General features: G+C 45.7%; 25 protein-coding genes. All 25 read right to left on the bottom strand.

The window, feature by feature from the left end; translation table 11 throughout:
* Positions 1–214: 214 nt before the first annotated feature.
* The 25 genes from KHZ77_RS05495 to KHZ77_RS05375 all read right to left on the bottom strand — a co-directional run bounded on the left by KHZ77_RS05495 (position 215) and on the right by KHZ77_RS05375 (position 25,500).
* A complete protein-coding gene (locus KHZ77_RS05495) occupies positions 215–1,390 on the bottom strand; it encodes a DUF3084 domain-containing protein (protein WP_295196475.1) in 1,176 nt (391 codons plus the stop codon).
* Positions 1,391–1,596: 206 nt separating this feature from the next.
* Positions 1,597–2,688: an LptF/LptG family permease gene (locus tag KHZ77_RS05490; protein ID WP_295196473.1), complete on the bottom strand. Its 1,092-nt coding sequence runs from the start codon at positions 2,686–2,688 to the stop codon at positions 1,597–1,599.
* Positions 2,689–2,707: 19 nt separating this feature from the next.
* Positions 2,708–3,427 (bottom strand): LPS export ABC transporter ATP-binding protein, encoded by a 720-nt coding sequence (gene lptB, locus KHZ77_RS05485; RefSeq protein ID WP_295196471.1) that lies wholly within the window; start codon positions 3,425–3,427, stop codon positions 2,708–2,710.
* A gap of 12 nt (positions 3,428–3,439) precedes the next feature.
* Positions 3,440–4,156, bottom strand: a complete 717-nt coding sequence (locus KHZ77_RS05480; RefSeq protein ID WP_295196469.1) for an LptA/OstA family protein — start codon at positions 4,154–4,156, stop codon at positions 3,440–3,442.
* Positions 4,157–4,169: 13 nt separating this feature from the next.
* Positions 4,170–4,709, bottom strand: coding sequence for an LPS export ABC transporter periplasmic protein LptC (lptC, locus tag KHZ77_RS05475; RefSeq protein WP_295196467.1), 540 nt, complete (start codon positions 4,707–4,709; stop codon positions 4,170–4,172).
* Positions 4,696–5,631: a lysophospholipid acyltransferase family protein gene (locus tag KHZ77_RS05470; protein WP_295196466.1), complete on the bottom strand. Its 936-nt coding sequence runs from the start codon at positions 5,629–5,631 to the stop codon at positions 4,696–4,698. The genes lptC and KHZ77_RS05470 overlap by 14 nt, the downstream gene beginning before the upstream one ends.
* Before the next feature lie 38 nt (positions 5,632–5,669).
* Positions 5,670–6,191: an HAD-IIIA family hydrolase gene (locus KHZ77_RS05465; protein ID WP_295196464.1), complete on the bottom strand. Its 522-nt coding sequence runs from the start codon at positions 6,189–6,191 to the stop codon at positions 5,670–5,672.
* Complete coding sequence (locus tag KHZ77_RS05460) at positions 6,191–7,162, bottom strand: KpsF/GutQ family sugar-phosphate isomerase (protein WP_295196463.1); 972 nt, start codon at positions 7,160–7,162, stop codon at positions 6,191–6,193. Before KHZ77_RS05460 ends, KHZ77_RS05465 begins: the two co-directional genes overlap by 1 nt.
* Positions 7,163–7,216: 54 nt before the next feature.
* Positions 7,217–8,038: a 3-deoxy-8-phosphooctulonate synthase gene (gene kdsA / locus KHZ77_RS05455; RefSeq protein WP_295196462.1), complete on the bottom strand. Its 822-nt coding sequence runs from the start codon at positions 8,036–8,038 to the stop codon at positions 7,217–7,219.
* Between the two features lie 139 nt (positions 8,039–8,177).
* Complete coding sequence (gene kdsB / locus KHZ77_RS05450) at positions 8,178–8,909, bottom strand: 3-deoxy-manno-octulosonate cytidylyltransferase (RefSeq protein ID WP_295196460.1); 732 nt, start codon at positions 8,907–8,909, stop codon at positions 8,178–8,180.
* On the bottom strand, positions 8,906–10,042 hold the full coding sequence (gene lpxK / locus KHZ77_RS05445) for a tetraacyldisaccharide 4'-kinase (RefSeq protein WP_295196458.1): 1,137 nt from the start codon (positions 10,040–10,042) through the stop codon (positions 8,906–8,908). The genes kdsB and lpxK overlap by 4 nt, the downstream gene beginning before the upstream one ends.
* A 44-nt stretch (positions 10,043–10,086) precedes the next feature.
* Positions 10,087–11,391 (bottom strand): 3-deoxy-D-manno-octulosonic acid transferase, encoded by a 1,305-nt coding sequence (locus KHZ77_RS05440; protein WP_295196457.1) that lies wholly within the window; start codon positions 11,389–11,391, stop codon positions 10,087–10,089.
* Positions 11,392–11,394: 3 nt separating this feature from the next.
* Positions 11,395–13,122, bottom strand: coding sequence for a lipid A export permease/ATP-binding protein MsbA (gene msbA / locus KHZ77_RS05435; RefSeq protein WP_295196455.1), 1,728 nt, complete (start codon positions 13,120–13,122; stop codon positions 11,395–11,397).
* Entirely contained in the window at positions 13,123–14,268 is a 1,146-nt protein-coding gene (lpxB, locus tag KHZ77_RS05430; protein WP_295196453.1) for a lipid-A-disaccharide synthase, read from the bottom strand. It abuts the gene before it with no gap.
* A gap of 27 nt (positions 14,269–14,295) precedes the next feature.
* Entirely contained in the window at positions 14,296–15,117 is an 822-nt protein-coding gene (lpxI, locus tag KHZ77_RS05425; RefSeq protein ID WP_295196451.1) for a UDP-2,3-diacylglucosamine diphosphatase LpxI, read from the bottom strand.
* 183 nt (positions 15,118–15,300) lie between these two features.
* Entirely contained in the window at positions 15,301–16,113 is an 813-nt protein-coding gene (gene lpxA / locus KHZ77_RS05420; RefSeq protein WP_295196449.1) for an acyl-ACP--UDP-N-acetylglucosamine O-acyltransferase, read from the bottom strand.
* Between the two features lie 185 nt (positions 16,114–16,298).
* Positions 16,299–16,724 (bottom strand): 3-hydroxyacyl-ACP dehydratase FabZ, encoded by a 426-nt coding sequence (gene fabZ / locus KHZ77_RS05415; protein ID WP_295196447.1) that lies wholly within the window; start codon positions 16,722–16,724, stop codon positions 16,299–16,301.
* Between the two features lies 1 nt (position 16,725).
* Positions 16,726–17,559: a UDP-3-O-acyl-N-acetylglucosamine deacetylase gene (gene lpxC, locus KHZ77_RS05410; protein WP_295196445.1), complete on the bottom strand. Its 834-nt coding sequence runs from the start codon at positions 17,557–17,559 to the stop codon at positions 16,726–16,728.
* Positions 17,560–17,829: 270 nt separating this feature from the next.
* Positions 17,830–18,738, bottom strand: coding sequence for a lysophospholipid acyltransferase family protein (locus KHZ77_RS05405; protein WP_295196443.1), 909 nt, complete (start codon positions 18,736–18,738; stop codon positions 17,830–17,832).
* Between the two features lie 8 nt (positions 18,739–18,746).
* Positions 18,747–19,778, bottom strand: coding sequence for a UDP-3-O-(3-hydroxymyristoyl)glucosamine N-acyltransferase (gene lpxD / locus KHZ77_RS05400; RefSeq protein WP_295196441.1), 1,032 nt, complete (start codon positions 19,776–19,778; stop codon positions 18,747–18,749).
* Positions 19,779–19,877: 99 nt separating this feature from the next.
* Positions 19,878–20,396 (bottom strand): OmpH family outer membrane protein, encoded by a 519-nt coding sequence (locus KHZ77_RS05395; protein ID WP_295196439.1) that lies wholly within the window; start codon positions 20,394–20,396, stop codon positions 19,878–19,880.
* Between the two features lie 16 nt (positions 20,397–20,412).
* On the bottom strand, positions 20,413–21,390 hold the full coding sequence (locus KHZ77_RS05390) for a hypothetical protein (protein WP_295196437.1): 978 nt from the start codon (positions 21,388–21,390) through the stop codon (positions 20,413–20,415).
* Between the two features lie 18 nt (positions 21,391–21,408).
* Positions 21,409–21,939 (bottom strand): OmpH family outer membrane protein, encoded by a 531-nt coding sequence (locus KHZ77_RS05385; RefSeq protein ID WP_295196435.1) that lies wholly within the window; start codon positions 21,937–21,939, stop codon positions 21,409–21,411.
* A 130-nt stretch (positions 21,940–22,069) separates the two neighbouring features.
* On the bottom strand, positions 22,070–23,344 hold the full coding sequence (locus KHZ77_RS05380) for a hypothetical protein (protein ID WP_295196433.1): 1,275 nt from the start codon (positions 23,342–23,344) through the stop codon (positions 22,070–22,072).
* Between the two features lie 2 nt (positions 23,345–23,346).
* Positions 23,347–25,500, bottom strand: coding sequence for a BamA/TamA family outer membrane protein (locus KHZ77_RS05375; protein WP_295196432.1), 2,154 nt, complete (start codon positions 25,498–25,500; stop codon positions 23,347–23,349).
* Positions 25,501–25,631: the final 131 nt, after the last annotated feature.

The following is a 25,631-nucleotide window of genomic DNA, read 5'->3' as shown; positions in this document are numbered from 1 at the left end:
CTAAGTACACGCGCACTCTTAATATCAGTACACTCTCACTCTATGCATTTAAAAAGCTGCCACACAATTGCAGGCAGCTTTTTATTATATAAGCTTTTTAAATTTTACTCTAACTATCAGTCTAATCTTGATATTTCGCTCTAACAATCAGCTTAAACTGAAGGTTTAGCTCTAACTATTAGTTTAAACTAGCATTTTTAATGACACATGAAGTCTATTTGTCCCGTATCTGCAGTTTTATCTGGATAGGTCCTGTTGTAAATGTATCTTCTTCGACAATGGCTTCCAGTTCAACCGGATGGTTTACCGCACTCAATTGGCGAATGATATCGAACAGGTCACTGCCTGGCAGGCTTCCTACGTTACCGGTTAACGGATCCGGCAAGACGCCTTCTGCTTTAGCTTTCGCATTTACTAACTGTAGGAACGACAAGACTTCGTATTGCGCGTCAGAACCGCCGTCTACTGTAGTCGACGCTATGACAGTTCCTTTCGGGAAGATTTCCTTATACGGATATACATGGATTTCCGCTAAGGCCGCTTCGCCGTAAATAATGTTGGCCGCCGCCGTTACACGCACCGTCATCTGTTCATTAGCCTCTGCTATCTGTTTCGCCGCTTCCGCCAAGTTGGAACGACTTACATAGATAACCGGTTTGTTTTCGTCAATACCTAAGCGACGTAAAATCAGGCCGTTCGTATCATTTAAGATATCCGTAACAGCTGCCATACTTTCTTCTTCATTTAAGCCCGGACGAACGAGCGCACCGCTGAGAACTTCGCCGTTTCTAAAGAGAACGGAACCTTCACGCACATGGGCAATACCTTCTTCCAATCGCTGTGTCGTCACTTTCAGGTTGTCAATATGCGTTTCCATTTCCTGCTTAGTGGCTTCCAGGTTCTGAATGTCTGCTGCCGACTTCTGTAAGCGCGTATTCGCTTCTTTATAAGCGTCCTGTACCGATACAAGTTCGGCACCCATCGCTTCGCGGGCCGCTCTGGCTTCTTCAATTTCCGCCTGTGTAGCCTGTACTTCTTGACGCATGGAATTTAAGGCAACCACTTTTTCCTGCAGTTCCTTCTTCCCGGCTTCCAGTTCCGCATTCTTCTTATCCACATCGGATGATAACTGTGCCATTTCACTGCGCAGTTGTTCCATGCCGAACAGGGCAATACGTACGTTTTCCGACGCCAGGCTCAATACGCCGATGGTCGTAGCGGCAATTAAAATCCCTGTTACGATGGTCATAATAATGGATGTATGTTTTGGGCGCAATCCGAAAATAGACATCTTGCGCTTCCCGATCTTTGTCCCTAATTTATCGCCGATAAACGCGATGGCGCCACCCATGACGGCAATTATCAGCAGTATATTTAACCCAACCAGCACTGGGGTAACCTCCTCAAATAGGACTATCCCTAAGTATGGCAGTCCTAAACACTATATGTAGAAAAATTTACCATATATTTTCCTACACCTATACAATATAATTCTCTTTTATTTTACTCTATTTTGATAAAAAGAAAAAGGCTCTCAACTTGTAATTTTTTATAGCTCCAATCATGAGCCATATGTTACAAGTTGAAAACCTTTTATTATTTAGATACACGCCAGTTAAGCCAGAGACCCGCAATAATCCCTAATGTATCCGGGATGACCGCCGCTACAATCGGTGGCAAGGCGCCCCCTTTACCCAACGCATCGGTCAGTGTCATTACGCCGTAATATACGAAGATAATGAGCACGCTGAGGCCGAAGCCGATAGATGAGCTGGAACGCTGCTTCTGCAAGCCCAGCGGTGCGCCAACCAGAGCAAATACAAAGCTGGCCACAGGAATTGTGAAACGCTGGTACATTTCCATTTCCCATTTTTTACTGTCCACGCCGCTCAGTTTAAACGCTTTGATCTGCTGACGCAATTCTTTAATCGTCATTTCTTCAGGTTCGCGCTGTTCCTGGGCAATTTGGCCCGGATTCTTCGCAATCGGCAAAATCTGCTCGTTGAAATGCATCGTGCGCTCTACGCCCTGACCGTTAGGCAAGAGATCGAAGATAACGCCGTTATGCATCACCCAATAGGTACCGTTCCACGTAGCGGTTTCCGCATTTTCAATCTGTGTCACTTCCCCATTCGTAAAGAGCTGTGCCGTAATGCCCGTAATTAACTTAGTGTTAGAGTCATAACGCTTCGCATATACCAAAGTGCTGATGTCGCCGCCGTCCATATTTTTTATAATAATATGTTCCTGCGCCTGTGGCGTAGCCTGACGCTTAATTTCGTTTCGAATAATATTCTGATACGCGTGATTTGACGCCGGTACTACATATTCGTTAAACGCAATGGCGCCGATGGAGATTATAAACGCCGCTATATACACAGGCAACGCCAGTCTCAAGAAGCTGAGCCCACCGGCACGCATAACGATAATCTCACTGGTACCGCTCAAACGGCCGAAAGCCAAGAGAGAGGCGAGCAATACAGCCATCGGGAACGTTAACACTACAATGCTCGGCAAAGCCAAAATAAATGCGCGTGTTACAGCCCAAATGGATGCACCGTACTCGGTGATGTACTGCGCAATGCGGAAGAGAGTGCCTGTACCTACGAAGATACTTGTAAATGCAAATATCCCGAAGAGAAAAGGCCCCACAAACGCCTTCAAAATATATTTATCTAATATACGCATGTATGCCTATCACCTCCGACTACATTCTAAACGCATCGCCCAAATAGAATTCACGGGCAATCGGGCTTACGGCAATTTCATCAGCCGATCCTTCAACGAGGATTTTGCCTGCATTAAGAATATATGCCTTGTCTACAATGCCCAATGTTTCGCGCACATTGTGGTCCGTAATCAATACACCGATGCCTCTATTTTTAAGATGCCGTATGATTGATTGTATATCAGCAACCGCAATAGGGTCAACCCCTGCAAACGGTTCGTCCAACAAAATAAATCGCGGTTCCAACGCAATACAGCGTGCAATTTCTACACGGCGTCGTTCACCGCCGGAGAGCTGCATGCCCATGCGAGTTCGCACGTGAGTAATGTGGAACTCCTCCAACAGAGACTCCACTTTCTCGTCGATTTCGTGTTTACTCAGCTTGGTTGTTTCCAGCATGGCACGCAAATTGTCTTCCACCGACATAGAGCGGAACACGGACGCTTCTTGCGGCAAATAGCCGATGCCTTCAGCGGCCCGCTTGTACATGGGCATAAGGGAAATGTCCTTGCCGCCAATGTGGATCTCGCCAGCATTCGGCTTTTCGATGCCTACAATCATGTAGAATGTAGTCGTTTTGCCCGCGCCGTTTGGTCCCAAAAGGCCGACAACTTCGCCTTCATTTACCTTTACGCTCACGCCGTCCACTACATTGCGGCCCTTATATGTTTTTACTAATTCTTTTGTTTCTATGTACATCCACAGTGCTCCTTATTGTTGTGGCGTGATAATCAAAGTGCTTCGACCGCCAACTGTCTGTACAGAATTGTCTTTCATTTCAAGCTTTAATTCAGGCGCATTCACTACATTGCCGTTTTGAACTGCATGAGCATTACCGGTCAAGTACGCTACACCGTCGTTCTGTCCCGGTGTCTGCGTGTACACCGCATTGTCTGCGCTGGCATCAATATTGTGTTTGCTGCTGTGCAATGTTACATGACCTTGTGCGGTCGCTCTGATTTCGTTGAGCCACCCTTCCACATAATCACCGGTAAGCACCGCATCATCCATTACGAGCTTCGCATTGCCTGTGCTGGTACCGTATTCAGTCTGCGTGTTGTATGTTACAGTATCGCCGAATACCTGCTTGTTATCTTTTTGCAAACGCACATTGCCTGCCGCTTCAATCTGAGTGTTGTTCACACTGTGAAGTTGCGATGCGGACATGCTCATATTGGTGCCGAGCATACTTACACCGCCGGTCAGGAATGCTTCCTGCGTCTTTGTATCATACCAGCCTTCACGGCCTGTCATAGTTTTATCTTCATTGGTGATAACCACATTGCCGTTGGCAGTCGCTCTACCGGAATTGCCATCATAGGACAATGTATCTGCTGTAATTGTTAAATTAGAAGTAGCAGCGGCCCATACCGGAACTGCCAATCCGAGCACTACAGCGGTTACCGCCATAACCTTTGTCAATTTCATGTTTATTCCTCCACTATTTCTTCTCTAACTTAGCATGCCCTTTAGCTGTTACATTTTGTAACACTGTATCCGCTTCAAATGTATCACCTGTTATAGTAACGTCTTTATTCGTAAATGTAAAGGCAGTTGTTGAACTTAATTTTTTAGTTTGATTATTATATGTAACCGTATCGGTACGAAGTTCCGCTCCGTCCTTGTCAACAGCCTGAACACCGCCACCGAGCTGGAATGTGTTGTGATCCGCCGTCATGTGTCCGCGCGGCGCTGTAACTGTCAGTTCTTTACCGTCTTTATAGAAAACACTCTTCATATTGGTCAAGTAAACTTCCTTGGTTTTAGGATTTACTTTTATCTGTTCCGCCGTTACTGTCCAGGCGATCTGACCATTACTTTCTTCTGAAATTGTCGATCCGTCAAATGTCACCAAATCACCTTGCGGCATTGTAGGGTCATCAGGAGTTTCCACGCTGCTGATCATGAAGATCCACACGAAAACGCCGATTAAAGCCAGTACAATGGCGGTCATAATTATGGTTTTCTTATGCTTTCGCATGTACGGCCTCCCTCACTTTTAACTTCTCCTCAATGTTCTCAATTTCATGGAGCTTCGTATTCCAACGATGCTGGAACCAAAGCCATTCTGTCGGATGTTTCCGGATAAAATCTTCGGTTACACGAACAGTTTCTTCCGTCAAGCGGTATAAATCTTCCGCTTCATTCCCCGTATCTTTATAGTACAATGGCGGCAGAATTTCCACCACGTGACCGATACCGTCCGGTTTACGATGAGCAAATACAGGCACAACCGGTGCCTTGAATTTTTGAGCAAAGGTGGCCGGTCCGATAACGGCAGACGATTCTTGTCCTAAGAACTCAACCGGCAGGCCCTGAATATATCCGTCCTGGTCAGCCAGGAAGCCTAAGAGTTTCTTTTGCTTCATAGCCTTAACAGCACGAATCATCTCGGATCCGCCGCGGGCAAATACTTCAAGTCCCACCATTTCACGATAATCATTTAACAGTCTGGTTACCTGTGCATTTGGCTGTTTCTTAACGATTGTAGTTGACGGATAACCTGCCGCAGCCAATGCGGCGCCCATCCATTCCCAGTTGCCCACATGGGCCGTCAAAATGACAACGCCGCGCTGTTCAGCTAAGGCCTTCTCAATATATTCGGTACCATGCATTTCAATATGTTCTTGGATGAATTCTTTCGTCAGGTTCGGCATATAGAGGATTTCCATGGCGGAACGACCCAAGTTCTTAAAGAGCTCGCATAAAATCTTTTCCGCTTCCTTCTCAGTAACTCCCATGCCGAGCATAACGTTTTTAATCCCCCGTTTTTTCTGCTTTTTGCCGAAAAGGGAATACAAAGGGCCCAACGTCGCACCAATACGCAATACAGTCCCATACGACAGTTTACAAGTTAAGGCACTGAGTTTTTTCAGCAGTGTATATTGCCACTCATTAGACATACCGTACGAGCCTCCTTTGTCTATTACTTTGCTTCATCTTACTGTCCTTGTTCATATAATTCATTTTTGTAGGATTCTACTAACGCATCCCACTGATGTTGATCCTTTAAAATCTTTTCCACCGCTTCGCGGATGGCACCGCGGCCGCCTGTCGCTTTCGTTACATAGGCGGCTTCCGCTTTAATTTCAGCCACGCCGTTAGCCGGTGAAATCGGATACCCGACCAGGTGAAAGGCGCCCAAATCATTGAGGTCATCGCCTATGTAGGCCAGTTCCTCAGGCTTCAGGTCAAATTCTTTCATCAGGTCTTTTAAGTCCTGTGTTTTATTGTGGCTGCCCATGCGTACGAAATCGAATTTCAATTCGGACGTACGGCGTGCCACCATATCGGAAATGCGCCCCGTAATAACGGCCAGTTTAATACCGGCTTTACGAGCCATAGTTAAGCCTAAGCCGTCCTGCGCATAAAATTCCTTGATTTCTTCACCACTTGATGTGTAGATAATGGCACCTTCTGTCATAACGCCGTCTACATCAAGCACTAAGCATTTTATAGCCATTATACAATACCTCTGCGCAACAGATCTGTTAAGTGAACGATACCGATGCACTGTTTGTGCTTATCCACTACAGGTAATACGGTAATCGGACGAGGCTGGTTTTTCTCCATAATATGAAGAGCTTCCGCCGCCAGCTTATCTTTCGTAATTGTGCGAGGCATGGTGGTCATCATGTCTTCTACAGGCCATTCCAGGAAATTACTGCCTGCGTCGAGACCGCGGCGAATGTCACCGTCAGTTACGAGGCCGATTAATTTGCCGTCTTCGTCCACTACATTGGTGGCGCCCAGCCCTTTTTCAGTCATAACAAAGAGGGCGTCACGCACGGTGGAACCTTTATATACAACCGGATTGTCGCTGCCGCTGTGCATAATATTTTCCACAGTGAGGAGCAACTTGCGGCCCAAGGATCCACCCGGATGGAATACAGCAAAGTTTTCCGGTGTGAAATGATGACGATCCAATAGGCATACAGCCAGCGCATCGCCCAAGGCCAATGCCACCGTAGTACTTGTGGTCGGAGCCAATCCTAACGGACACGCTTCCTTCTCCACTTCCACCAACAATACGATGTCGGAGTTTTTAGCCAATGTAGAATTGCGGTTACCTACTACGCTGATCAGCTTGGCACCGATGCGGCGCAAAGATGGCAATAAGCTGACTACTTCACTGGTTTCACCACTATTAGAAAAAGCGAGCACAATGTCTTCCGACGTAACCATGCCCAAGTCGCCGTGAACGCCTTCACCGGGATGTAGGAATAAGGCCGGTGTGCCCGTAGAGGCTAATGTAGCCGCCACTTTGCGTGCAATATGACCGGATTTTCCCATGCCCGTACAAACGACGCGACCTTTGGAGGCCAGTATCATAGCCACCGCATCACTGAAATTACTGTCTAAAGTTGTTATTAATGCTTCAATGGCCTGTGCTTCTTCGTGAAGAACCTGGGCCGCCTGTTCTAATACATTCATTGGCTATGCCATCCCTTCTGAGCGAAATTGCTCATTGTATTGTCAATTATATAATTATTCGCCTTTAACGATTTTATCAATCGCCACTAAATCCATTAACATAGCTTCCAATTTATCTAGGTATACCATGTTAGGACCGTCGGATAAGGCTTCTGCCGGATTGTCATGTACTTCCATGAATAAACCGTCTACGCCGGCACCAACAGCCGCACGGGATAAGTAAGGTACGAATTCGCGTTGACCGGAGGAGCTTGTGCCCGCACCGCCAGGTAATTGAACGCTGTGAGTAGCGTCAAATACTACAGGATAGTCAAAACTGCGCATAATTGGGAAGGATCTCATGTCTACTACGAGGTTGTTGTAACCGAATGTAGCGCCACGTTCAGTAAGCATAAGATTAGGGTTGCCCGCTTCTTCTACTTTCTTCACCACATTGATCATATCATTAGGAGCCAGGAATTGGCCTTTTTTAATATTGATAGCTTTGCCGGTTTTAGCTGCCCCGTATACGAGGTCAGTCTGACGGCATAAGAATGCAGGAATCTGCAATACATCAAGAACTTCAGCGGCCGGTTCGATTTGTTCGATGGAGTGAATATCACTCACTACCGGTACTTGCAATTCTTTTTTAATGTGCGCCAAAATCTTCAAACCTTCTTCCAGTCCAGGACCGCGGAAGGATTTATAGCTGGAGCGGTTGGCTTTGTCAAAGGATGCTTTGAAAATGTAAGGAATGCCTACGCGTTCGCAAATGGCTTTCGCACGACGGCCAATTTCCAAAGTGCGTTCAGGGGATTCGATTACACAAGGGCCGGCCATGAGGAATAAACCTTTGCCGCCACCTAAAGTAAGGTTGCCAACTTTAACTTCTTTCATGAGTATTCTCCTTATAGATTCATTTCACTAGTATACAAAATCTTAATGATTTTTTGAGGAATTTTAACTATCAGATTTCTCGAATTTTAACAATCGGTTTTCCCGAATGTTAACTATTGGTTTTCCCGAATGTTAGTTATCAGTTTTCCCGATTTTTAAAAATTTCGTTAACCCGTACCAAGTCTTCCGGTGTATCTACGCCTACAAAGCGCGCATCGGTTTTAATCACACGAATAGGTACGCCGTTTTCCAAAGCGCGGAGCTGTTCCAAGGACTCGGTCAATTCCGCCGGTGTCGGTTCCATGTCCGCATAAGTGAGCAAAAACTCACGCGTATACGCATAGATGCCGATGTGCTTCAATGGTCCGTTAACGAACGCATTGCGCGGATAAGGAATTAACGAACGGGAGAAATACATGGCGTCGCCCTTTTTGTTACATACCACTTTAGCGGCAGACGGTTCATTGTATTCTTCTTCCAACAAAGGCGCTCCCACAGTCGCCATTTTCAATGCATGGTCGTCTTCGAAAAGAACAGCCAACTGATCGATAAGGCTCGGTTCGATAAGCGGTTCATCGCCCTGCACGTTAATGATTACATCAATGTCTTCCTGTTTGCGGGCTACTTCCGCCAAACGGTCCGTACCGGTCAAATGGTTCGGATCGGTCATAACAGCTGTACCGCCAAAGCCTTCCACCACGTCGAAAACGCGCTGGTCATCGGTGGCTACGATAACTACATGAGGATGTGTCGCTTTGGACACCTGCTCGTAGACCCGTTGAATCATCGGTTTACCTGCAATGTCCTTTAGGGGTTTGCCCGGCAAGCGGGTAGAACCGAAACGAGCCGGTATTACACATGCTATTTTCATCGTCTGCCCTTCTTTCCTGTCCGGTCGATGATCTCCAAGAATTCCTGTTCGTTTTCCACGAACTCAATGCCTACAGGCAATACATAAATCGGTATTTTAAAATCTCTGATTCCTGAAAGCTGACTCAATTTAACGGCGTCTTTTTCTGTGGTAATCACAGCAGTCGCACCGGTGGCGAAGATTTTCGTCCACAATTTAATCAAGTCATCTGTGGTGTAGTCGTGATGATCGCCAAAGTCCATACTGTCAATCGTATTGAATTCCAATCCATCCAAGGTAGCTTTGAAAGATTCAGGACTGCCAATACCGCTTACAGCCAACAGACGATGTTTCTTCACTTCGTCGCTGTCTACAGTATTGTCGCTGCAGCGTTCCCACTGGTCCAATGTCTTCACAGCTAACGGCTTATGAATCGTTTCAAAAATCGGCATATACGGAACCATGTTCTTTAAGCGGTTTTTAATGCCGAACAGTATATCTTTAGGTACCAAATTAGTCTTGGTAAGCACGATTACCTGCGCACGTTTTAAGCCGTCCAACGGCTCGCGAAGAAGACCGCGCGGCAATACATGGTCGTAACCGAAAGGCTGTACCGCATCAATAAGAACAATATCTAAATCGCGGGCCAAACGGCGATGCTGGAAACCGTCATCCAACACAAGTATATCACTTTGAAGTTCGTTCACCGCCACATTGCCGGATGCACTGCGATTGCGTCCGATAATAACGCTGGTCTGATCCAAGCCTTTGGCCAATAAGTACGGTTCATCACCACTCACCTTCGGTGTCACCAGAACCTGTCCTTTACCGGATACTACAATCGGCTGCGCATTGTAAGCCGCCTTATAGCCGCGACTCAAAATGGACGGCTGATAACCGGCCTGTTCCAAATATTCACACACATAACGCACCATCGGTGTTTTACCTGTGCCGCCTGCCGTAATGTTACCTACACTGATAACCGGAACGGCCGCATGTGTTACGCCTTCTTCAGAATCAAATTTATCATTGCGGCGATTAACGCCGGCTTCATAGAGTTTGCTAAGTAATCCCAATCCACCTCGTGCTGCTGCAGTGAGAGGATCTTTTGTTTGTCCACTTATTATTCGCTTAAATATAGCTTCGCCTTTCATGTTGCCCCTCCTCCATCTTGCTTCACCTAAATACCTGTACCATCTTATGGAATAATATGATGTTTCGTAAAGAGCGCGCGCATTTCCTCCGTATTGCGCTGAGTGGCACCGTGATTTTCAATCATAACCTCTAAGCAGTGCTGCCCCATCTCTTCACGACGTTCTTTATTTGCACAAAGTTCTAATAATGTACTTGTCAGCTCGTTGCCGTCACGCACCATAAGGCATGCATCACGGGAACTGAGCAACGCGTATATTTCTTTAAAGTTAAACATGTGAGGTCCTACGAGAATCGGCTTGCCATGTGCGGCCGGTTCCAAAATGTTGTGACCTCCTGTTTTTACCAGTGATCCGCCAACGAAGATAATATCTCCTAAACTATAAAGGCGCCCTAATTCGCCGATAGTATCGAGCACCACCACCGGTGTCTTCGTATGTACAGGACCTGTCATGGCACTGCGGCAAATTGCCTTCAGGCCATTTCGTTCCGCCAAATGCTTCACATCGTTACCGCGCATAATTTCTCGCGGTGCAATAAGCAGTCTCGCTTCCGGATAAGCTTCCAAAATCTTTTTAAACGACGCCAACACCAGTTCTTCTTCACCGCGGTGCGTGCTGCCCGCCACGATGATTGGATGATTGCGGCCGAAACCGAATTCGTCCTGGAGCGCAATTTTTTCTTCCGGCGTTACGCTGGCGTATGTCTGATCGTATTTCGTATTCCCTGTAATCGTAATGCGGTCATGCTTGGCGCCCAGTACTTCAATGTACTTTGCATCCAACTTGGACTGCATACAGAAATATTCGATGGATCCCAGCATTTCACGGGTAAAGGAACGAATCATCATGTACCGTTTCATACTGCGGTCACTGATGCGTCCGTTCACCATCATAACCGGAATCTTTTCATCCTCCGCGATGCGCAGGAAGTTCGGCCAGATCTCCGTTTCCACCAGTAAAATGGCAATCGGTTTAATAATCTGTAAAATTCGACGTGTTAAGAACGGCAAATCTAAAGGGAAGAAAATAATCCCTTCCGCTTCCGGTATGATGCGATGCGCCATGGCGTGGCCCGTCGCGGTTACAACTGACACAACTACTACTGCGTCAGGAAATTTCTTTTTTATGTCTTTTACGATAGGGCTCGTAGCCACAATCTCCCCTACAGATGCTGCATGCACCCAGATAGCGCGCCGTCCCTCTATCTTCTTCATCAGTGAATCCGGCATATATCCGGCACTTTGCCGTATACGTTCATAGAATCCTTCTTCAAAGGCTAAACGATAGAGGATAACAGGTATCAGTCCTATCCAGTAGAGTATGAGCAGAAAATTATAGATTAAATACATCTCTTATCCTTTACTGTTAAATTGCACCGAGTACAAGTTCTTATATAAGCCATCCTGAGCCAATAACTCGTCATGGGTACCTGACTCGACGATGCGTCCCTGTCTTAACACAATAATTTGGTCCGCATTTTTAATCGTACTCAAACGATGTGCGATTACAAAAGCGGTTCGATTTTCCATCAAACGCTCCAGAGCTTCCTGTACCAGCTTTTCACTTTCCGTATCAAGCGCCGACGTTGCTTCGTCCAAGATCAGAATGCGAGGATTCTTCAAAATAGCGCGTGCTATAGAAATACGTTGACGCTGGCCCCCCGATAAGGAACTGCCCCGTTCGCCGACCATAGTGTCCATGCCATCCGGCATTTTCTCAATAAACTCCAATGCGTTGGCCGCTTTAGCCGCCGCATATACTTCTTCATCTGTACCGTCTAAACGGCCATATAAAATATTTTCTTTGATTGTCGCATTAAACAACATGGTTTCCTGCGGCACCAGACCGATCTGCTCGCGCAAGGACTTAAAGGATACATCCCGTACGTCCACGCCGTCGATGCAAACAGCCCCTTCACTTACATCATAAAACCGAGGCAACAAATTGGCAATGGTTGTCTTACCTGCACCGGATGGACCGACTACGGCCACGATGCGGCCTGCCGGTACATGGAGCGATAAGGAGTCCAATGCTTTCTTTTCACCGTCATAGGAGAAAGATACATCATTGAAGTCTACATAGCCCTTAATAGCCGGTAACTCAATGGCATTTTCTTTTTCCTTAACTTCCGGTTCTGTATCTAAAATTTCGAAAACGCGGTCGCCCGCTGCCATGGATTTCTGAATGTTACTGTATACCTGGCTGAGACGTTTTACCGGATTCGACAAGTTGATGGCGTAGATTAAGAACGCAATGAGGGAACCGGCGGAAATGACGCCTGTTACTACATTATAACCGCCATACCAGAGGATAACAGTAACCGCAATAGCGGCGGAAAACTCTACCAACGGGCTCAAAAGGCTGGATAATTTAGTAGCCTTCATAGCCGCAGCAAAGTTACGTTGGTTTTCGTGTTCAAATTTCTTAATTTCGTATTTTTCACGGGCGAAGGAGCGAACGATGCGGATGCTGGAAATAACTTCCTGCAAAAGCGCTGTAATATCAGCAATACGTCCCTGCACTTCGTGACCTGCACGGCGCAGCTTCTTGCCGAATACATTTACGAGGCCCAGTACAACCGGCACGATAATCAAGGTTACCAAGGTGAGTTTCCAGTCGATGAGGATCATGGAAATCAAGGAACCGATTAAGGTAACACCTTCCGTAATGAGGGAGATGAGATTATCTACAATGGCCGTCTGCAACGCGCTCACGTCATTGGTAAGATTACTCATAATCTGCCCCGTCTTGCGGCGGTCAAAGTACGCCTGGTCAAGACGCTGTAAATGTTTAAACAAAGCCTGGCGAATGTCGATAATCACTCGCTGGCCAATATAACTCATCGTATATGTCTGTCCGTATGTGGCGAAACCGCGAATGAGGAATACTGCTAAAATGGCGAATGCCACCAGGTTCAACATGCCCAAATCCTTGGCCTGTAATACTTCGTCCACCACATTTTTAATGAGCCACGGCACTACGAGGTAGGCGGCCGCTGCAATGATCATACAAATCAGGCCGAATACCATGCGTCCCGCATAAGGCCTTACATATACTAATAAACGCTTATAACTTCCCATCTATTTCCTCCGCTTGTGGTCTAAGGCCACAGAGCCGATAACCTGCGCTACACGCGCAACGGCTCCCGGTGCACCTAAATCAGCTTTTACAGTTTTTAAATCTGCTATCATTTGAGCGCGTCGAGGTGCATCATATACTAGCGATTCCAATTGATTCTTTATATTCTCAGGCGTTACATCATTTTGCAGCAGCTCCGGAATGACTTCCCGGCCCGCCACAATATTCGGCAACCCTACATGTGTTAAATTAACTAATAATTTGCCCAACGTAAATGTAATCGGCGATAACCGATAAAGCAACAGTGTTGGCAGTCCCATGAGGGCCGCTTCCAAAGTTACGGTACCGGACGCGGCCACCGCCGCATCGGAACATTGCATCAAGTCGAATGTATTGCCTTCTGTAATAGTTACTGGCACATTATACTTGGCAATAATCGCTTCCAAATCGGAACGATCAATTGTATGAGCCCGAGGCAGGTAGAATACTAACTCCGGATGTTCTTTCAATGCCAATTCGGCACCTTGAAGCATCATGTCCAGTAAGCTCATAATTTCCTGCTTGCGACTTCCCGGCAAAAGCAAAATACGCTTTGTTCCTTCCGGCATATTGAAGTACGACACGCCTTCTTCGTAAGTCATGGTCGGTTTCACAATATCTATGAGCGGATTACCTACGAATTCCACATCCACGCCGAATTCTTCATACGCTTTCGCTTCGAACGGGAATATGGAGGCTACTTTCGTAACTGTTTTGGCAATGTCTTTGCCACGACTTCTATGCCATGCCCAAATTGTTGGGGCAATGTAATATACAACAGGGATTCCCAGCTCCTTCGCCACTTTAGCGAGGCGCATGTTAAATCCGGGATAATCTACACAAACCAGTACATCCGGTTTCTCCCGGATCATTAGTTCTTTCAAATAACTGCGCAGTTTGAAAAAGCTGGGCAAGTGTTTTACGATTTCCACGATGCCGATATAGCCGAGTTTCTTAATATCGTACACAATGGACACGCCTGCTTCTTCCATAAGGGTACCGCCCATGCCGAACATATCAACATCAGGATACGCCTGCTTTAATGCCTTTGCTACGCTGGCTGCATGTACATCCCCGGATGCCTCTCCGGCAGAAAACATTATTTTCATCAGTACCTCCTATGAAATCAAACGCAATTACTCTTCATCAGGACCTGCGATGGCACAAATAATGATGCCCTTCTTATTGGCCAAGTCCAATACTTCGTCCTGCTCTACAAAAATAGTTCGCTCCGCTTCGATGGCGAGCACATTACAGCCGCTGTCGATCATGGACTGCAAGGTGGTAAGCCCTACGGCCGGCACGTCAAAGCGCACGTCCTGACGAGGCTTGGCTGTTTTTACAACCACAGCTTCACCGCGGCCCAATTGTCCGCCACGCTTAATGCACGCGTCGGTCCCTTCGATGGCTTCGATAGCCATAACAGCCAAATTCTTCACTACTACGGTCTGGCCGATGTCGAGACCGCCCATCTGCTTGGCTACTTCAAAGCCGAACATAATATCGGCAACTTGTTCCTTGGATGGTTTTTTCTTCGTCAAAATGCCTTCCTTCGGCATAAGGGGCTTCATGTAAACAGTCTGGTCTACTACATGAATGCCTTCTTTCTCAAGCTCTTCCACGATGGACAACATAATGGTGTCATCCTTGCGGTCTTTCAACTTGGTAAGCATTTTAATGGCCCGCAGGTCAGGAAAACTCAAGCCCTTGAAAAGCACTTCTTTCGTTACCTTGCCCAGCATGGTCACTTCAGTGATGCCTTCCTTGTGAAGAGTCTTAAATATCTTGTCTATTTTAGCCACGTTAATGTCATAAAACGCATTTGCTTCTTGTTGAAGCGCAGGCTCTGTGTTAGGAATGACGGCAATAACTACGACTTCGTATCCCTGTGATTGAGCGGCCCGCATAAATTCTACCGGTAATTTACCAATGCCGGCCAACAAACCAACTTTTCCCATCTAATCCTCCTAACCGGAAACATTACGAATAAAAACGACTACCCTATATTATATCAAATTTCCCTCTGTAATTACATGTTTTAACGTGTATTTACATAGAATTAATTGCAATTTAGGAACGAAAAAGAGCCTTTCAACCCCGTCCTCCCCAAAAGGTGACCAACAAAGTGAAGGCTCTTCTTATCAGTCGCGACGCGGACGCATAATGCCACGATCCGCATTGCGCAAGAAACGCAACAAGTTTTCGATCTCAACTGATGAATTTAATTGTAATTCCATTTCTTTAATGGCTCGGGATAAGGAGTATCCGGAGCGGAAAATAATGCGGTACGCCTGTTTCAAATCATGACGTACTTCTTCGGACACGCCGGCACGGGACAAGCCCACGGAGTTAAGTCCGATTACGCGAGCCGGTTGACCGTCCGCAATGATGTACGGCGGTACATCTTGTACAACCTTGGCCATGCCGCCTACCATGGCATTGCGACCAATTTTTACAAACTGGTGAATGCCGGCGATACCGCCGATAACAACGCGATCTTCAACGGTTACGTGACCGGCCAAGCCGGCACAGTTACTCATGATAACATTGTTACCTACTACGCAGTTATGTGCTACGTGTGTACAAGCCTGGAAGAGACAGTTATTACCGATACGAGTTTCTTCCCCTTCACCGGTAGCGCGGCTGATGGTTACACATTCGCGGATAACTGTTTCATCGCCAATATTACAAAAGCTTTTTTCGCCTTTAAATTTTAAATCTTGTGGTTCCAGCCCTACAGCTGCACCGGGGTAAATCTCACAACGTGCTCCAATGGTGGTCCAACCGCCCACCACTACATTGGCGCCGATTTGTGTACCGTCACCAATAGTTACATTTTCCCCAATAACGGCTCCGGGGCCGATAATTACGCCTTCACCTATTTTTGCGTCAGGGTGTACAACAGCGGTACTATGTATATTGGAGGCAGCGTTTTCCATGCCTACTACTATCATCTATGTCACTCCTTACTCCATTGAGATTGGGACTTTTTCTTGTTACTTATATAATCGTTTTCATTTACTAAAAATGAACAACCATATTTCAGAAATATTCAACCTCAATAAGAGATTTTTAGGTTTTTATTGCAGTGTATTGCAATATTTAGCATTTTTCCTTTAATTATTGCGTGTTTCCGCTATTATACAAGTGCAAACATGTATTCGCCGCTAGCCACTAATTTATCATCCACAAAGGCTTTACCTTCTACTTTGCCCATGCGGCCTTTAATTTTAACAATTTCCACTTCCATACGAACCTGATCGCCAGGTCTTACAGGATGACGGAAACGTACTTTATCAATACCTGTAAACATTGGTGTAAGACCACGGTTTTCTTCCGGATACAATAATGCGATGCCGCCTACCTGAGCGATGGCTTCAGTAAGCAATACACCCGGCATTACAGGGTTTCCAGGGAAATGACCTTGGAAGAATAATTCGTTCATAGTTGCATTTTTAATGCCTACGGCACGTTTCATCGGATCCAATTCGATAATACGGTCCACCAATAATAATGGATAACGATGAGGTAAAATTTCCATAATGTCTTCAACTGTAAGAATCATATTAGTTCTCCTTCATTTCTGCTAATATTTCACGTGCTAAGCGTGAGTTTAATTCATGACTGGATTTTAAAGCTATAATATGGCCCTTGATAGGTCCTAATAAGAACAAATCACCTAATACGTCCAATATTTTATGACGCACCAGTTCATCATCAAAGCGCGGCACCGACAGGCAGGTGGTTTCATCATAAACCAACACGTTTTCAAGACTGCCGCCCTTGGCGAGTCCCATCTCCTGGAGTTGTTTCAACTCGCTCATAAAGCCGATGGTTCGAGCCGGCGCAATATCCGTTTCAAAATTTTCGGAATTCAATAGAATATCCACCTGTTGCGTTCCCAATAAAGGATGACTATTAACAGATGTAAAGGTTACACGCAAGCCATCATAAGGAACAATGAGTATATAGCGGTCTTTATCATAAATCGCATGGGACCGCTTCACGGCATATACCGCTCTGTCCGCATCCAATTCCTCGATGCCTGCTTCTTTCATAAGGTCTGTGAAAACAGCGGCGCTGCCGTCACCAACCGGAGGTTCAGGCGAATCCAATTCTACATAACAGTTATCTATTTGTAATCCGTAAAAGGCTGCTAATAAATGCTCTACAGTAAATACTTTCGCTTCCCCATCTTCCAAAGTTGTGGCGCGATTGGTACTTGTTACGTTAGCGGCGATAGCTTTTACTGAAGGCGCTCCCGGCAAATCAGTACGAATAAATACAATTCCTGTGCCTGCTTCCGCGGGGCGCAAGGTCATCGTTACCGGCAGGCCGCTGTGCAGGCCTGTGCCTTTATACTGAATCGGTTTTAACAAAGTCTTTTGTTTGAGTACCATTAGCCTCCTCCTTTCCATTCTATTAATTCATATATTCTTACACACCATATTTAATTATATAATAATATTCTAAAAATTAGCAAACATGTAATTTTAATACAAGGAAAAAGCATCATGACGTCGAAGCGACCATGATGCTTTTGCATTAAAATCAGGGAAATCCCCTTCTATAAACTAATTTATAGCCATACATATATATGCATCCGTCATCGTCCGGAATACGCCATAAATATATTTTATATATAATTTAATACTCGTTTATTATCTATATTACTTTGATTTCATAGGATCCGGCGGTACTTCAATCTTGCCCGCATAATAACGGCGGGTCCATTTCCAACGATTGTGCAGCCAGAACCAGTCTTCCGGATAACGTCTGATGTAGTCTTCAATGAATTCATTGAGACGAGTCAGCGTAACAGCCGTATCACGGCGTTTATCGTCCGTATGCTCCGCATAGAACGGTTTATATGCAGTGATAATATGCTTGTCCTTGTATTCATCGTAATGAATCATTACAGGAATAATCGGCACATTGCGCATGCGCGCCATAACGGCGGGACCTACAGGGGTCAGCGTTTCATAACCGAATAATGGTGCCAACTGTCCCTGGTCGCCCGGATCCTGGTCCATAATAAGACCGATCATGGCGCCGTTGGTCAGTTCGCGAATCATTTCACGAACGCCCGTTTTATAGGTTACATGCTGATGCATCATTTCACGGTATTCGTTGATGAATCGATCGGAGTCACCATTCTGTTTCATCGCCACAGAGATAAGCGGATAGCCTTCGGACGCTAAAATACCGCCCAAAAGTTCCCAGTTGCCGCTGTGAATTGCCATGAGCACCGCACCTTTCCCGTCCTCTTTGGCATCATCCAGATACTTCCGGTCCACAAACTCGAACATTTCTTTATATTTGCCGTCTTTAATCTCCGGATAACGGAGTACGTCAATCATCATACGGCCAAAACGGGTCGTACTGCGTTTGGCAATGCGTCTTGCCTCTTTCGGGTCGCCGGTAATGTTACAGAATAATATCTGTCCTATTGCCAGCTTCCGTCGTTTCGGCGGCAGCAACAGCCAAAAAAGTTCACCTAATAATGCCCCGATGCCATATTGCAAGCTTTTCGGCAATGCACATATGAAGGCACTAAAAAGTTTCATAAACCTATACATAGTCGCTCCTATTTATCGTTTAACTGAGCCTTTAAATTAGCCAGTTCCTTTTCTAACTTCTTAATTGTTTTCGCCATTTCAGGTAAACGTGTTTCATAGGCGGCCAATTTTAACCACTCTCTATGAGGGCGCATCGGATAACCTGCATATGTGCCGTTGGAAGGCACATTGCCTGTAATGCCTGTTTTACCTGCAAAGGTTACATTATCACCGATGGTGATGTGACCGGTACAGCCGGTCTGACCGGCGAAAATAACGTGATTGCCGCACTTGGTACTGCCTGCAATACCAACTTGTGCGATAAGGAAACAATCTTCGCCGATTTCCACATTATGGCCCAAGTGAACCAAATTGTCAATCTTAGTACCACGGCGCACCAAGGTGGAGCCCATCGTAGCATTATCAATGGTGGAGCAGGAACCTACTTCCACGTCATCTTCAAGAATTACATTACCTACTTGAGGAATGTGTGTATGTACACCATTTTCAGTGGCGAAACCAAAACCTTCACCGCCGATAACCGCTTTCGCACGAAGTACTACACGTTTGCCGAGAATACAGTTTTCATGAACGATGGCGCCTGCATAAATCGCCGAATCTTCACCGATTTTAGTGTTGTGACCGATGTATACATAAGGATGTAATACTACATTATCACCAATAACCGCGTTGTCGCAAATCACGCAATAAGGGCCTACACTGATATTTTCCCCCAAGGTAACGTTTTTACCGATAATGGCGGTTTCATGGATTGTGCGCGGCACAACTACCGGTGGATGGAATAAGGCCAATACTTCGGAAAAAGCCACCTTCGCGTTTTCCACCACGATTTGCGGAATGATTACGCCTTCAATAGGCGCTTCCACGATAACCGCACCGGCTTTGCTCTGCCCCACAAATTCACAATAATCGCCAATGGCAAATGAAATCGCCTGTGGTGCACCATGCTCCAAACTGCGTGTTTCTTCTATCACAACTTGCCCATCACCAACGAGTTTGCCTCCTACTTTTTGGGCCAGTTCCTCAACTGTATACTTCACTACGAAAGTCTCCTCTCAATTTTGAATAAAGGGTATATAGCACTGTATCCTCGTGAAAAATCCACGAGGAACAGTTATAGCGGCTAATGCCGTCTTCAATTATTGTCCGCTTTCCTGCGTACCGGAATTCTGTGCGCCGGCCTGTGCTGCCGCCTGGCTGGCTTTCGCTTCCGCATCAGCTTTTGCTTTCGGATCTACCTTACCCATTTTTTCAATTACTTCATCAGTAATGTCTACGCCATTACCTACAACTACACCATTCTTAGTAACTACAGTCAAGCCTTTTTCCTGAGCTACTGCACCGGCACTGGCCTGAATGCTGCTTTCAAAGTCGCTTTCCAACGCCTGCTGGAACACTTGCATTTCCTGCTGTGCTTCCGCCTGTGCCTTCAAGAATGCGCTTTGATCCCCGGACTGGGATGCCTGTTGTAAACGCTGCATAATTTCAGTACGTTTTTCCTGGAACTTGTTAGAAACCTCGAAGCCTTTCTGTGTTTCCTGTACTATACGAGTCTGATTTACATAACCTACTTTATCTTGTGTGCCACAGCCGGCCAATACTGTTACGGATAACATAAGGGCCAACCCGGCAAAAATACGCTTTGTTTTTTTAGTCATTCTGGAAAAAACTCCTTTATTTTGAACCGTACGAAGCAATGATGGCATCGGTCACATCGACTGCATCGGTACTTGCCATTTTATTAACTACAATTAAATCGAGCCCTTTTTCTTGAGCTACTACAGCGGCACGCATGCGCACATCTTCCAGGATGGCGTCATGAAGTGCATCCATTTCACTCTTCTTCGCGCTCAACTTGCTGTTCCAAGCGCTGTTCCAATCAGCCGGTTTCGGCAGATTGCTGGAAGCCATAATCGCTTCCGCCTTGGATTTCATCAGTTCGTCGCGACGGGCGAGCAATTCTTTCTGTACACCGGCTGCATATGCTTCCAGTTCTTGCTGTCCACGCGCACGAATCGGTGCCAGTTCGCTGTCCACTTTCTGTTCCAGGCCGTTTAAATTACCCTGTACATTGTCACCGCGCTGTTCCAACAGTTGCTTCAGTTCCGCTTCTTTAGCGGCACGGTCCGCACTGATGATAGCCTTCTGGTCTTCTGTATAGGCAATCGGTTCAGCCGCACTCAATTCCAATTGTAAGTTAACGATGCGCAAGTCCGCTTCGCTTGGGGTCGTTTTTATTTCACCACGGTATTTATTGATCAAGGCGATGCGCTGTTTTTGCAGCTCCATGTTGAGCTCCTGCTCTTTCGCCTTAATTCGACTTACCAACTCAATGTTTAACAGATTAGTAATTTCCTGATCATTGTTCAGCATCTGCAGTGATTTCTGCTGTTCTTCCGCTTTAAACGTCAAGGTTTTCTGCTCATTCAAATATTCATCCTGCATCGCCTTGTATTCCTTTTCCAACTGTTTGTACTGTTGGTAGGACGGATTCAGTTTGACAATATTTTCCATATTTACATAGCCAATCTTAGGCGCGTTTGAAGTAGTCCCTGTGTCAGGACTTTTTAAATGAGTCATTACCAAATAACCAACTGCTACGGCAACGGCAACAACTACGGCTAGGGAAATCCAGCGATATGTTAGCTTCATTGTACCGCTTCCTTTCTACTATTTCTGAGCGTCAGTTTTGTTAGTCTGGCTTGCATTGGTGTCTGTAGTTGGAGCACCTTCATTTAATTTCTTTTTAACTTGGTCGGTAATATCTACACCGCCGTAAATTACAGCTTCTTTGTTAAGAACTACGGAAAGACCTTTAGCATCTGCTACGGATTGAGCTGCATCGCTAAGAGCTTTTTGTAATTTTTCCTGAATTTCCATGGATTTATCTTGTGCTTTTTTCTGGAATTCGATCTGTAACTGCGCTTTCTGTTGATCATCCATATTAGCAGATTGTGCAGCGTAATCTTTCTGTAACTGTGCACGGAATTCCTGATCTTCCTTCATAGCGGCTGCAACGGCAGGTGTGTTCTGGTCCGCAATCTTATGCGTATCTACTACACCGATGTTGCTACTTGCTGCGGCCATTGTAGGCACCGCCATCTGCTGGTAAGCGATAGCGCCGATACCTAACAAGAAAATCACAGCTACAACTAAGGAAACAATCTTAACATTCTTTTTATTATTGATAAATCGCATCATAATAAAATTACCTTCTTTCTTATTTTTAATTATTATTTTGTCATAAACAGTCGGTTTTTTCCAGGACCTCCTTAGATATTCCCCGGTCCCATCGACTATTTAACTTTCATTATACATGATGACCGTTCAGTTATAAGTAACCGATTAATCGAATCCATCGATTATCATCGTCCACTACATATTCTACCGCCAAATAGTTGTTTACGTCATAAGCCAAACCAAATTCATTGCGGTCGTCCGGAAATTCCCGTTGTGCTCGCAAATGCCATTTGTCGGCAATCGTCTGACGCACCCATAAACGGCTGAAAGAATCAGATACATTGTACTGATATCCTACCGTTGTATCCGCCGTTATGTGATACGCATAGGATGGGTAAAACGCCCATTCGTAATTATCAGGATAGAAATTTGTTTCTAAATACCAATCCGAACGGCCTTGTTTAATACCGGTAAAGAACTTGAAACCCACATTGTGGTCCCGTTTGTGACCCGTATCCAAATAGCCTTCACCACGCATAATGTAACGCGACGAGTCGGCCTGAATCTGCAAGACTAAATCTGTGCCAAGCTGCAGTTTCGGTGTCATGCCAATGTTAAATCGCGTGGATGCACGGCTCTGATCCAGTCGTTCTTGTATATTGGCCAATATTTCCTTTTCGTGCCTTCCGATAAAGGATACAGGCACGCCTTCAAAATTGGCTAAGTATTCATCAAAATATGTTTTCGTGGAGAAAAATACGGATGTAGGCAGCGTATCGGAGGAAATCTCCGTTGTACTGTGCCGCACCACCGCCCCCTGAGGAATCAGGTAAATTGTGGCTTTCGTAGTTTCGCCCGGGCGAATATCCACTTGTGGAATAAACTCCGGCAACACGGCTTCCAGTTCATTGCGCACCACTTGTCCCGTAATGGCATTGGCCCAATCCAGAGAATCCAAAGGCGCTCCCAGCAGAACCTGTTCAATGCGGTTTTGTACGAAAGCTGCGTCTTTAGCCACCAGTTCCTGTGCCACAGGTGTTAAATTTCCGTAAGAAATGGACGTCTCCACATGCTTTACTACCGGTCCGTACGGCCGCAGTGACACATTCAATTCACTGGTAGCACCGGGATTGATAGATATGGACGATACAGTATAGCCGTATAAAATACGGTCGATAATATCGCGCGTTACCTTATCGTATGTGTCCCGATTGGCCGCAACAGTTTCACTGTCCGTACCGATATAGATTTTTTCCGCCGCCACCTCGATGGCTGCGCTCATACGCCGAGCTAAGGCAGGTGGCAATGCGTACGATGTACCGGTTAATGATACATTAACGTTTTCAATCGTTTCAGCCGAGGCCACTGACAAAGTCATGGCGGCTATACACATAGCCGCCCCTAACTTGAGCTCTAATCGTTTCATGGTTAGAATTGTCCACCAAAGCTGAAGTGGAATTTGCTGTCATCTTTACTTACACCGTAATCAAGACGGATTGGTCCGATTGGTGTGCTGATACGAACACCGGCACCGACGGAGATGTTAAAGGATTTATCATCTTCGTACCAGGTTACGTTTGGTGCATCCCAAGCATCACCCATATCAGTAAATACAACGCCTGTTACTTTATTGAAGATAGGTACACGATATTCTAATGTAGCATTGTACATTTTCTTACCGCGGAACTGATCGTCTTCGAAACCACGCAAGGTGTCAGCGCCACCTAATGTGTAGAGCATGCTGTAAGGTACATCGCCCTGAGCCCAGCCCACACGTGCGCGGAATGCGATTACGTGATCGCTGAATACGCGTTTGTAGCTACGATATTCGCCTGTAAATTTGTAGAAGTCGAAGTCGCCGCCTAAGCCATGACCGGCCCACTGAATGGATGTGGAGAAACGTTTACCGCGTTTAGGGTCATAAATGTTATCGCGGGAGTCATATACCTTCTGCCAAGTTACACTGTTTGTACGACCGAAGTTGTTTTCAATATAGTTAGCATCTTTAAAGTTATATTTTCCATTATCCCATTGATAGTCGCCATATTTTTCAGGATCATAGCCTGGGCCGGCATTTTCAGCATAGTTGTAACCGCTGTTTTCGTCTTCATCGAATTTCCAGCCGTCTTTACGACTTTCCAATGTTAAGTAGTCACGTGTGTATTCGCCGGTTTGACGACCTAAGGACACGTTAAGACCTTTTTGTGTTTTTACGTATTGGGAAATTTCATCGCCATCGGAGTTGTAGTCCGTGTAAGTGTCTTCACGGTCGAAGATTGTTACGCCGAGGGATGTACCTTTATCGTCAATCCATGGACGCAAGTAGGATACGGAGTAGTTCTTATATCCTGCTGTGCCGCCGAATTCCCAGTGAACCTTAACTTTGTCACCGGTACCGCGGAGGTTGTCTTCCCCTACTTCAATGATACCAACGAAGCCGTCGGAGTCGGAATAACCGGCACCAAGAGTAATAGTACCTGTTTTATGTTCCAATACGTCGATTTCGATAACTACCTGGTCAGGTGTGGACCCTTCCAAAAGACGTACGTTAACGTCATCGAAGTAGCCTAAGTTGTAAACTTTTTCTACGGAACGACGAACTAAGAATTTATTGAAAGGTTGACCTTTCTTCTGATTGAATTCACGAAGAATTACATAATCTTTAGTCTTCTTATTGCCATGTGGCACGATGTCTTCAACAATACCTTCTGTAATGGAAATGTGAAGTACGCCGTTTTCATCAACGTTCAGGTCATTTACATGGGCTAAAATATAGCCGTCACGGCTGTATGCCGCATTAATACCCTGAATACGTTCGCCCACCTGTACTGTGTTCAATACGGAGCCCGGTTGAACGTTTAAGTAGTTTGTCAACATTTCGCTGCTGTAAACAGTGTTGCCCGAGAATTGTACAGATTTTACAACCGGGTTAATCGTTACTTTGTACGCAACCTTTACCCCTTCAGGAACCACTGTGATTACCGGATTAACTTCCGACAAGAAACCTGTAGCGCCCAAAGCGGCAATGTCTGTTCTGATTGCATTAATAGTGAGTGTATCGCCTACATGGCTCTTTAACAATGCCAAATATTCGTCCTGCACATCGGCCGGTAAACCTTCAATGGTGAAGCCGGTCATTACTTTGCCTACATATGGTTGTAACTCTTCGTCAGTTACACCGGAGTAGTAACGTGCATCTGCAGTATTAACCGCCTGTTGCATACCTGCGGCCTGTTGTTCCTGGAGTTTGGAACCTTCCGCATTGGCAACCATCAATACATCGCGGTCTTTAGTAGCTAGTGAAGAGTTATCAAGTTCCACACGCTTTGCTTCCATCGCGTCGGATTTCTGTGCTTCTTCAATCCCGCCACGGGCTGCACTGATCGCCTCTTGAGCCGCTGCATCTTCTGCAGATACGGCCGTTGCTGTAGCTGTTGAATCAGCCGTTGTGCTTACTGCTGTTGAAGCAGGTGAAATATTGGCAGTCGTTGAAACTTCGTCAGCGGCCCAAACCGTGGAACCGCTTATGGCTGCCAATACGGCTACAGCCAAAAACTTCTTACAGGCTCGATTATTCGTCATTTAATAAATCCTCCCAGATACTTTTAGTACTATTTTACTCTACGTAAGCATAATGCCACGTATATTACTAAACAAAAACTAAATATCCATTAATTATAAAGTATATATGAATAATACGTCATATACGAATT

Origin of the sequence: Veillonella sp., from assembly GCF_018364065.1 — a bacterium.
In the GTDB taxonomy this organism is placed as follows: Bacteria; Bacillota; Negativicutes; order Veillonellales; family Veillonellaceae; genus Veillonella_A.
This window is presented reverse-complemented; position numbering and strand designations above follow the sequence as displayed.

Excerpts from the sequence above, each read along its gene's own strand:
- lpxA (WP_295196449.1), bottom strand. The coding sequence starts at position 16,113 with ATGATAGTAGTAGGCATGGAAAACGCTGCCTCCAATATACATAGTACC.
- KHZ77_RS05460 (WP_295196463.1), bottom strand. The coding sequence starts at position 7,162 with ATGAATGTATTAGAACAGGCGGCCCAGGTTCTTCACGAAGAAGCACAG.
- KHZ77_RS05440 (WP_295196457.1), bottom strand. The coding sequence starts at position 11,391 with ATGTATTTAATCTATAATTTTCTGCTCATACTCTACTGGATAGGACTG.
- lptB (WP_295196471.1), bottom strand. The coding sequence starts at position 3,427 with ATGTACATAGAAACAAAAGAATTAGTAAAAACATATAAGGGCCGCAAT.
- kdsA (WP_295196462.1), bottom strand. The coding sequence starts at position 8,038 with ATGAAAGAAGTTAAAGTTGGCAACCTTACTTTAGGTGGCGGCAAAGGT.
- lpxC (WP_295196445.1), bottom strand. The coding sequence starts at position 17,559 with ATGGTACTCAAACAAAAGACTTTGTTAAAACCGATTCAGTATAAAGGC.
- fabZ (WP_295196447.1), bottom strand. The coding sequence starts at position 16,724 with ATGATTCTTACAGTTGAAGACATTATGGAAATTTTACCTCATCGTTAT.
- KHZ77_RS05405 (WP_295196443.1), bottom strand. The coding sequence starts at position 18,738 with ATGTATAGGTTTATGAAACTTTTTAGTGCCTTCATATGTGCATTGCCG.
- lpxK (WP_295196458.1), bottom strand. The coding sequence starts at position 10,042 with ATGAAAGGCGAAGCTATATTTAAGCGAATAATAAGTGGACAAACAAAA.
- lpxI (WP_295196451.1), bottom strand. The coding sequence starts at position 15,117 with ATGGGAAAAGTTGGTTTGTTGGCCGGCATTGGTAAATTACCGGTAGAA.
- KHZ77_RS05470 (WP_295196466.1), bottom strand. The coding sequence starts at position 5,631 with ATGTCTAATGAGTGGCAATATACACTGCTGAAAAAACTCAGTGCCTTA.
- msbA (WP_295196455.1), bottom strand. The coding sequence starts at position 13,122 with ATGGGAAGTTATAAGCGTTTATTAGTATATGTAAGGCCTTATGCGGGA.
- KHZ77_RS05480 (WP_295196469.1), bottom strand. The coding sequence starts at position 4,156 with ATGAAATTGACAAAGGTTATGGCGGTAACCGCTGTAGTGCTCGGATTG.
- kdsB (WP_295196460.1), bottom strand. The coding sequence starts at position 8,909 with ATGAAAATAGCATGTGTAATACCGGCTCGTTTCGGTTCTACCCGCTTG.
- KHZ77_RS05465 (WP_295196464.1), bottom strand. The coding sequence starts at position 6,191 with ATGGCTATAAAATGCTTAGTGCTTGATGTAGACGGCGTTATGACAGAA.
- KHZ77_RS05380 (WP_295196433.1), bottom strand. The coding sequence starts at position 23,344 with ATGAAACGATTAGAGCTCAAGTTAGGGGCGGCTATGTGTATAGCCGCC.
- KHZ77_RS05385 (WP_295196435.1), bottom strand. The coding sequence starts at position 21,939 with ATGATGCGATTTATCAATAATAAAAAGAATGTTAAGATTGTTTCCTTA.
- KHZ77_RS05490 (WP_295196473.1), bottom strand. The coding sequence starts at position 2,688 with ATGCGTATATTAGATAAATATATTTTGAAGGCGTTTGTGGGGCCTTTT.
- KHZ77_RS05390 (WP_295196437.1), bottom strand. The coding sequence starts at position 21,390 with ATGAAGCTAACATATCGCTGGATTTCCCTAGCCGTAGTTGTTGCCGTT.
- KHZ77_RS05375 (WP_295196432.1), bottom strand. The coding sequence starts at position 25,500 with ATGACGAATAATCGAGCCTGTAAGAAGTTTTTGGCTGTAGCCGTATTG.
- KHZ77_RS05395 (WP_295196439.1), bottom strand. The coding sequence starts at position 20,396 with ATGACTAAAAAAACAAAGCGTATTTTTGCCGGGTTGGCCCTTATGTTA.
- lpxB (WP_295196453.1), bottom strand. The coding sequence starts at position 14,268 with ATGAAAATAATGTTTTCTGCCGGAGAGGCATCCGGGGATGTACATGCA.
- lptC (WP_295196467.1), bottom strand. The coding sequence starts at position 4,709 with ATGCGAAAGCATAAGAAAACCATAATTATGACCGCCATTGTACTGGCT.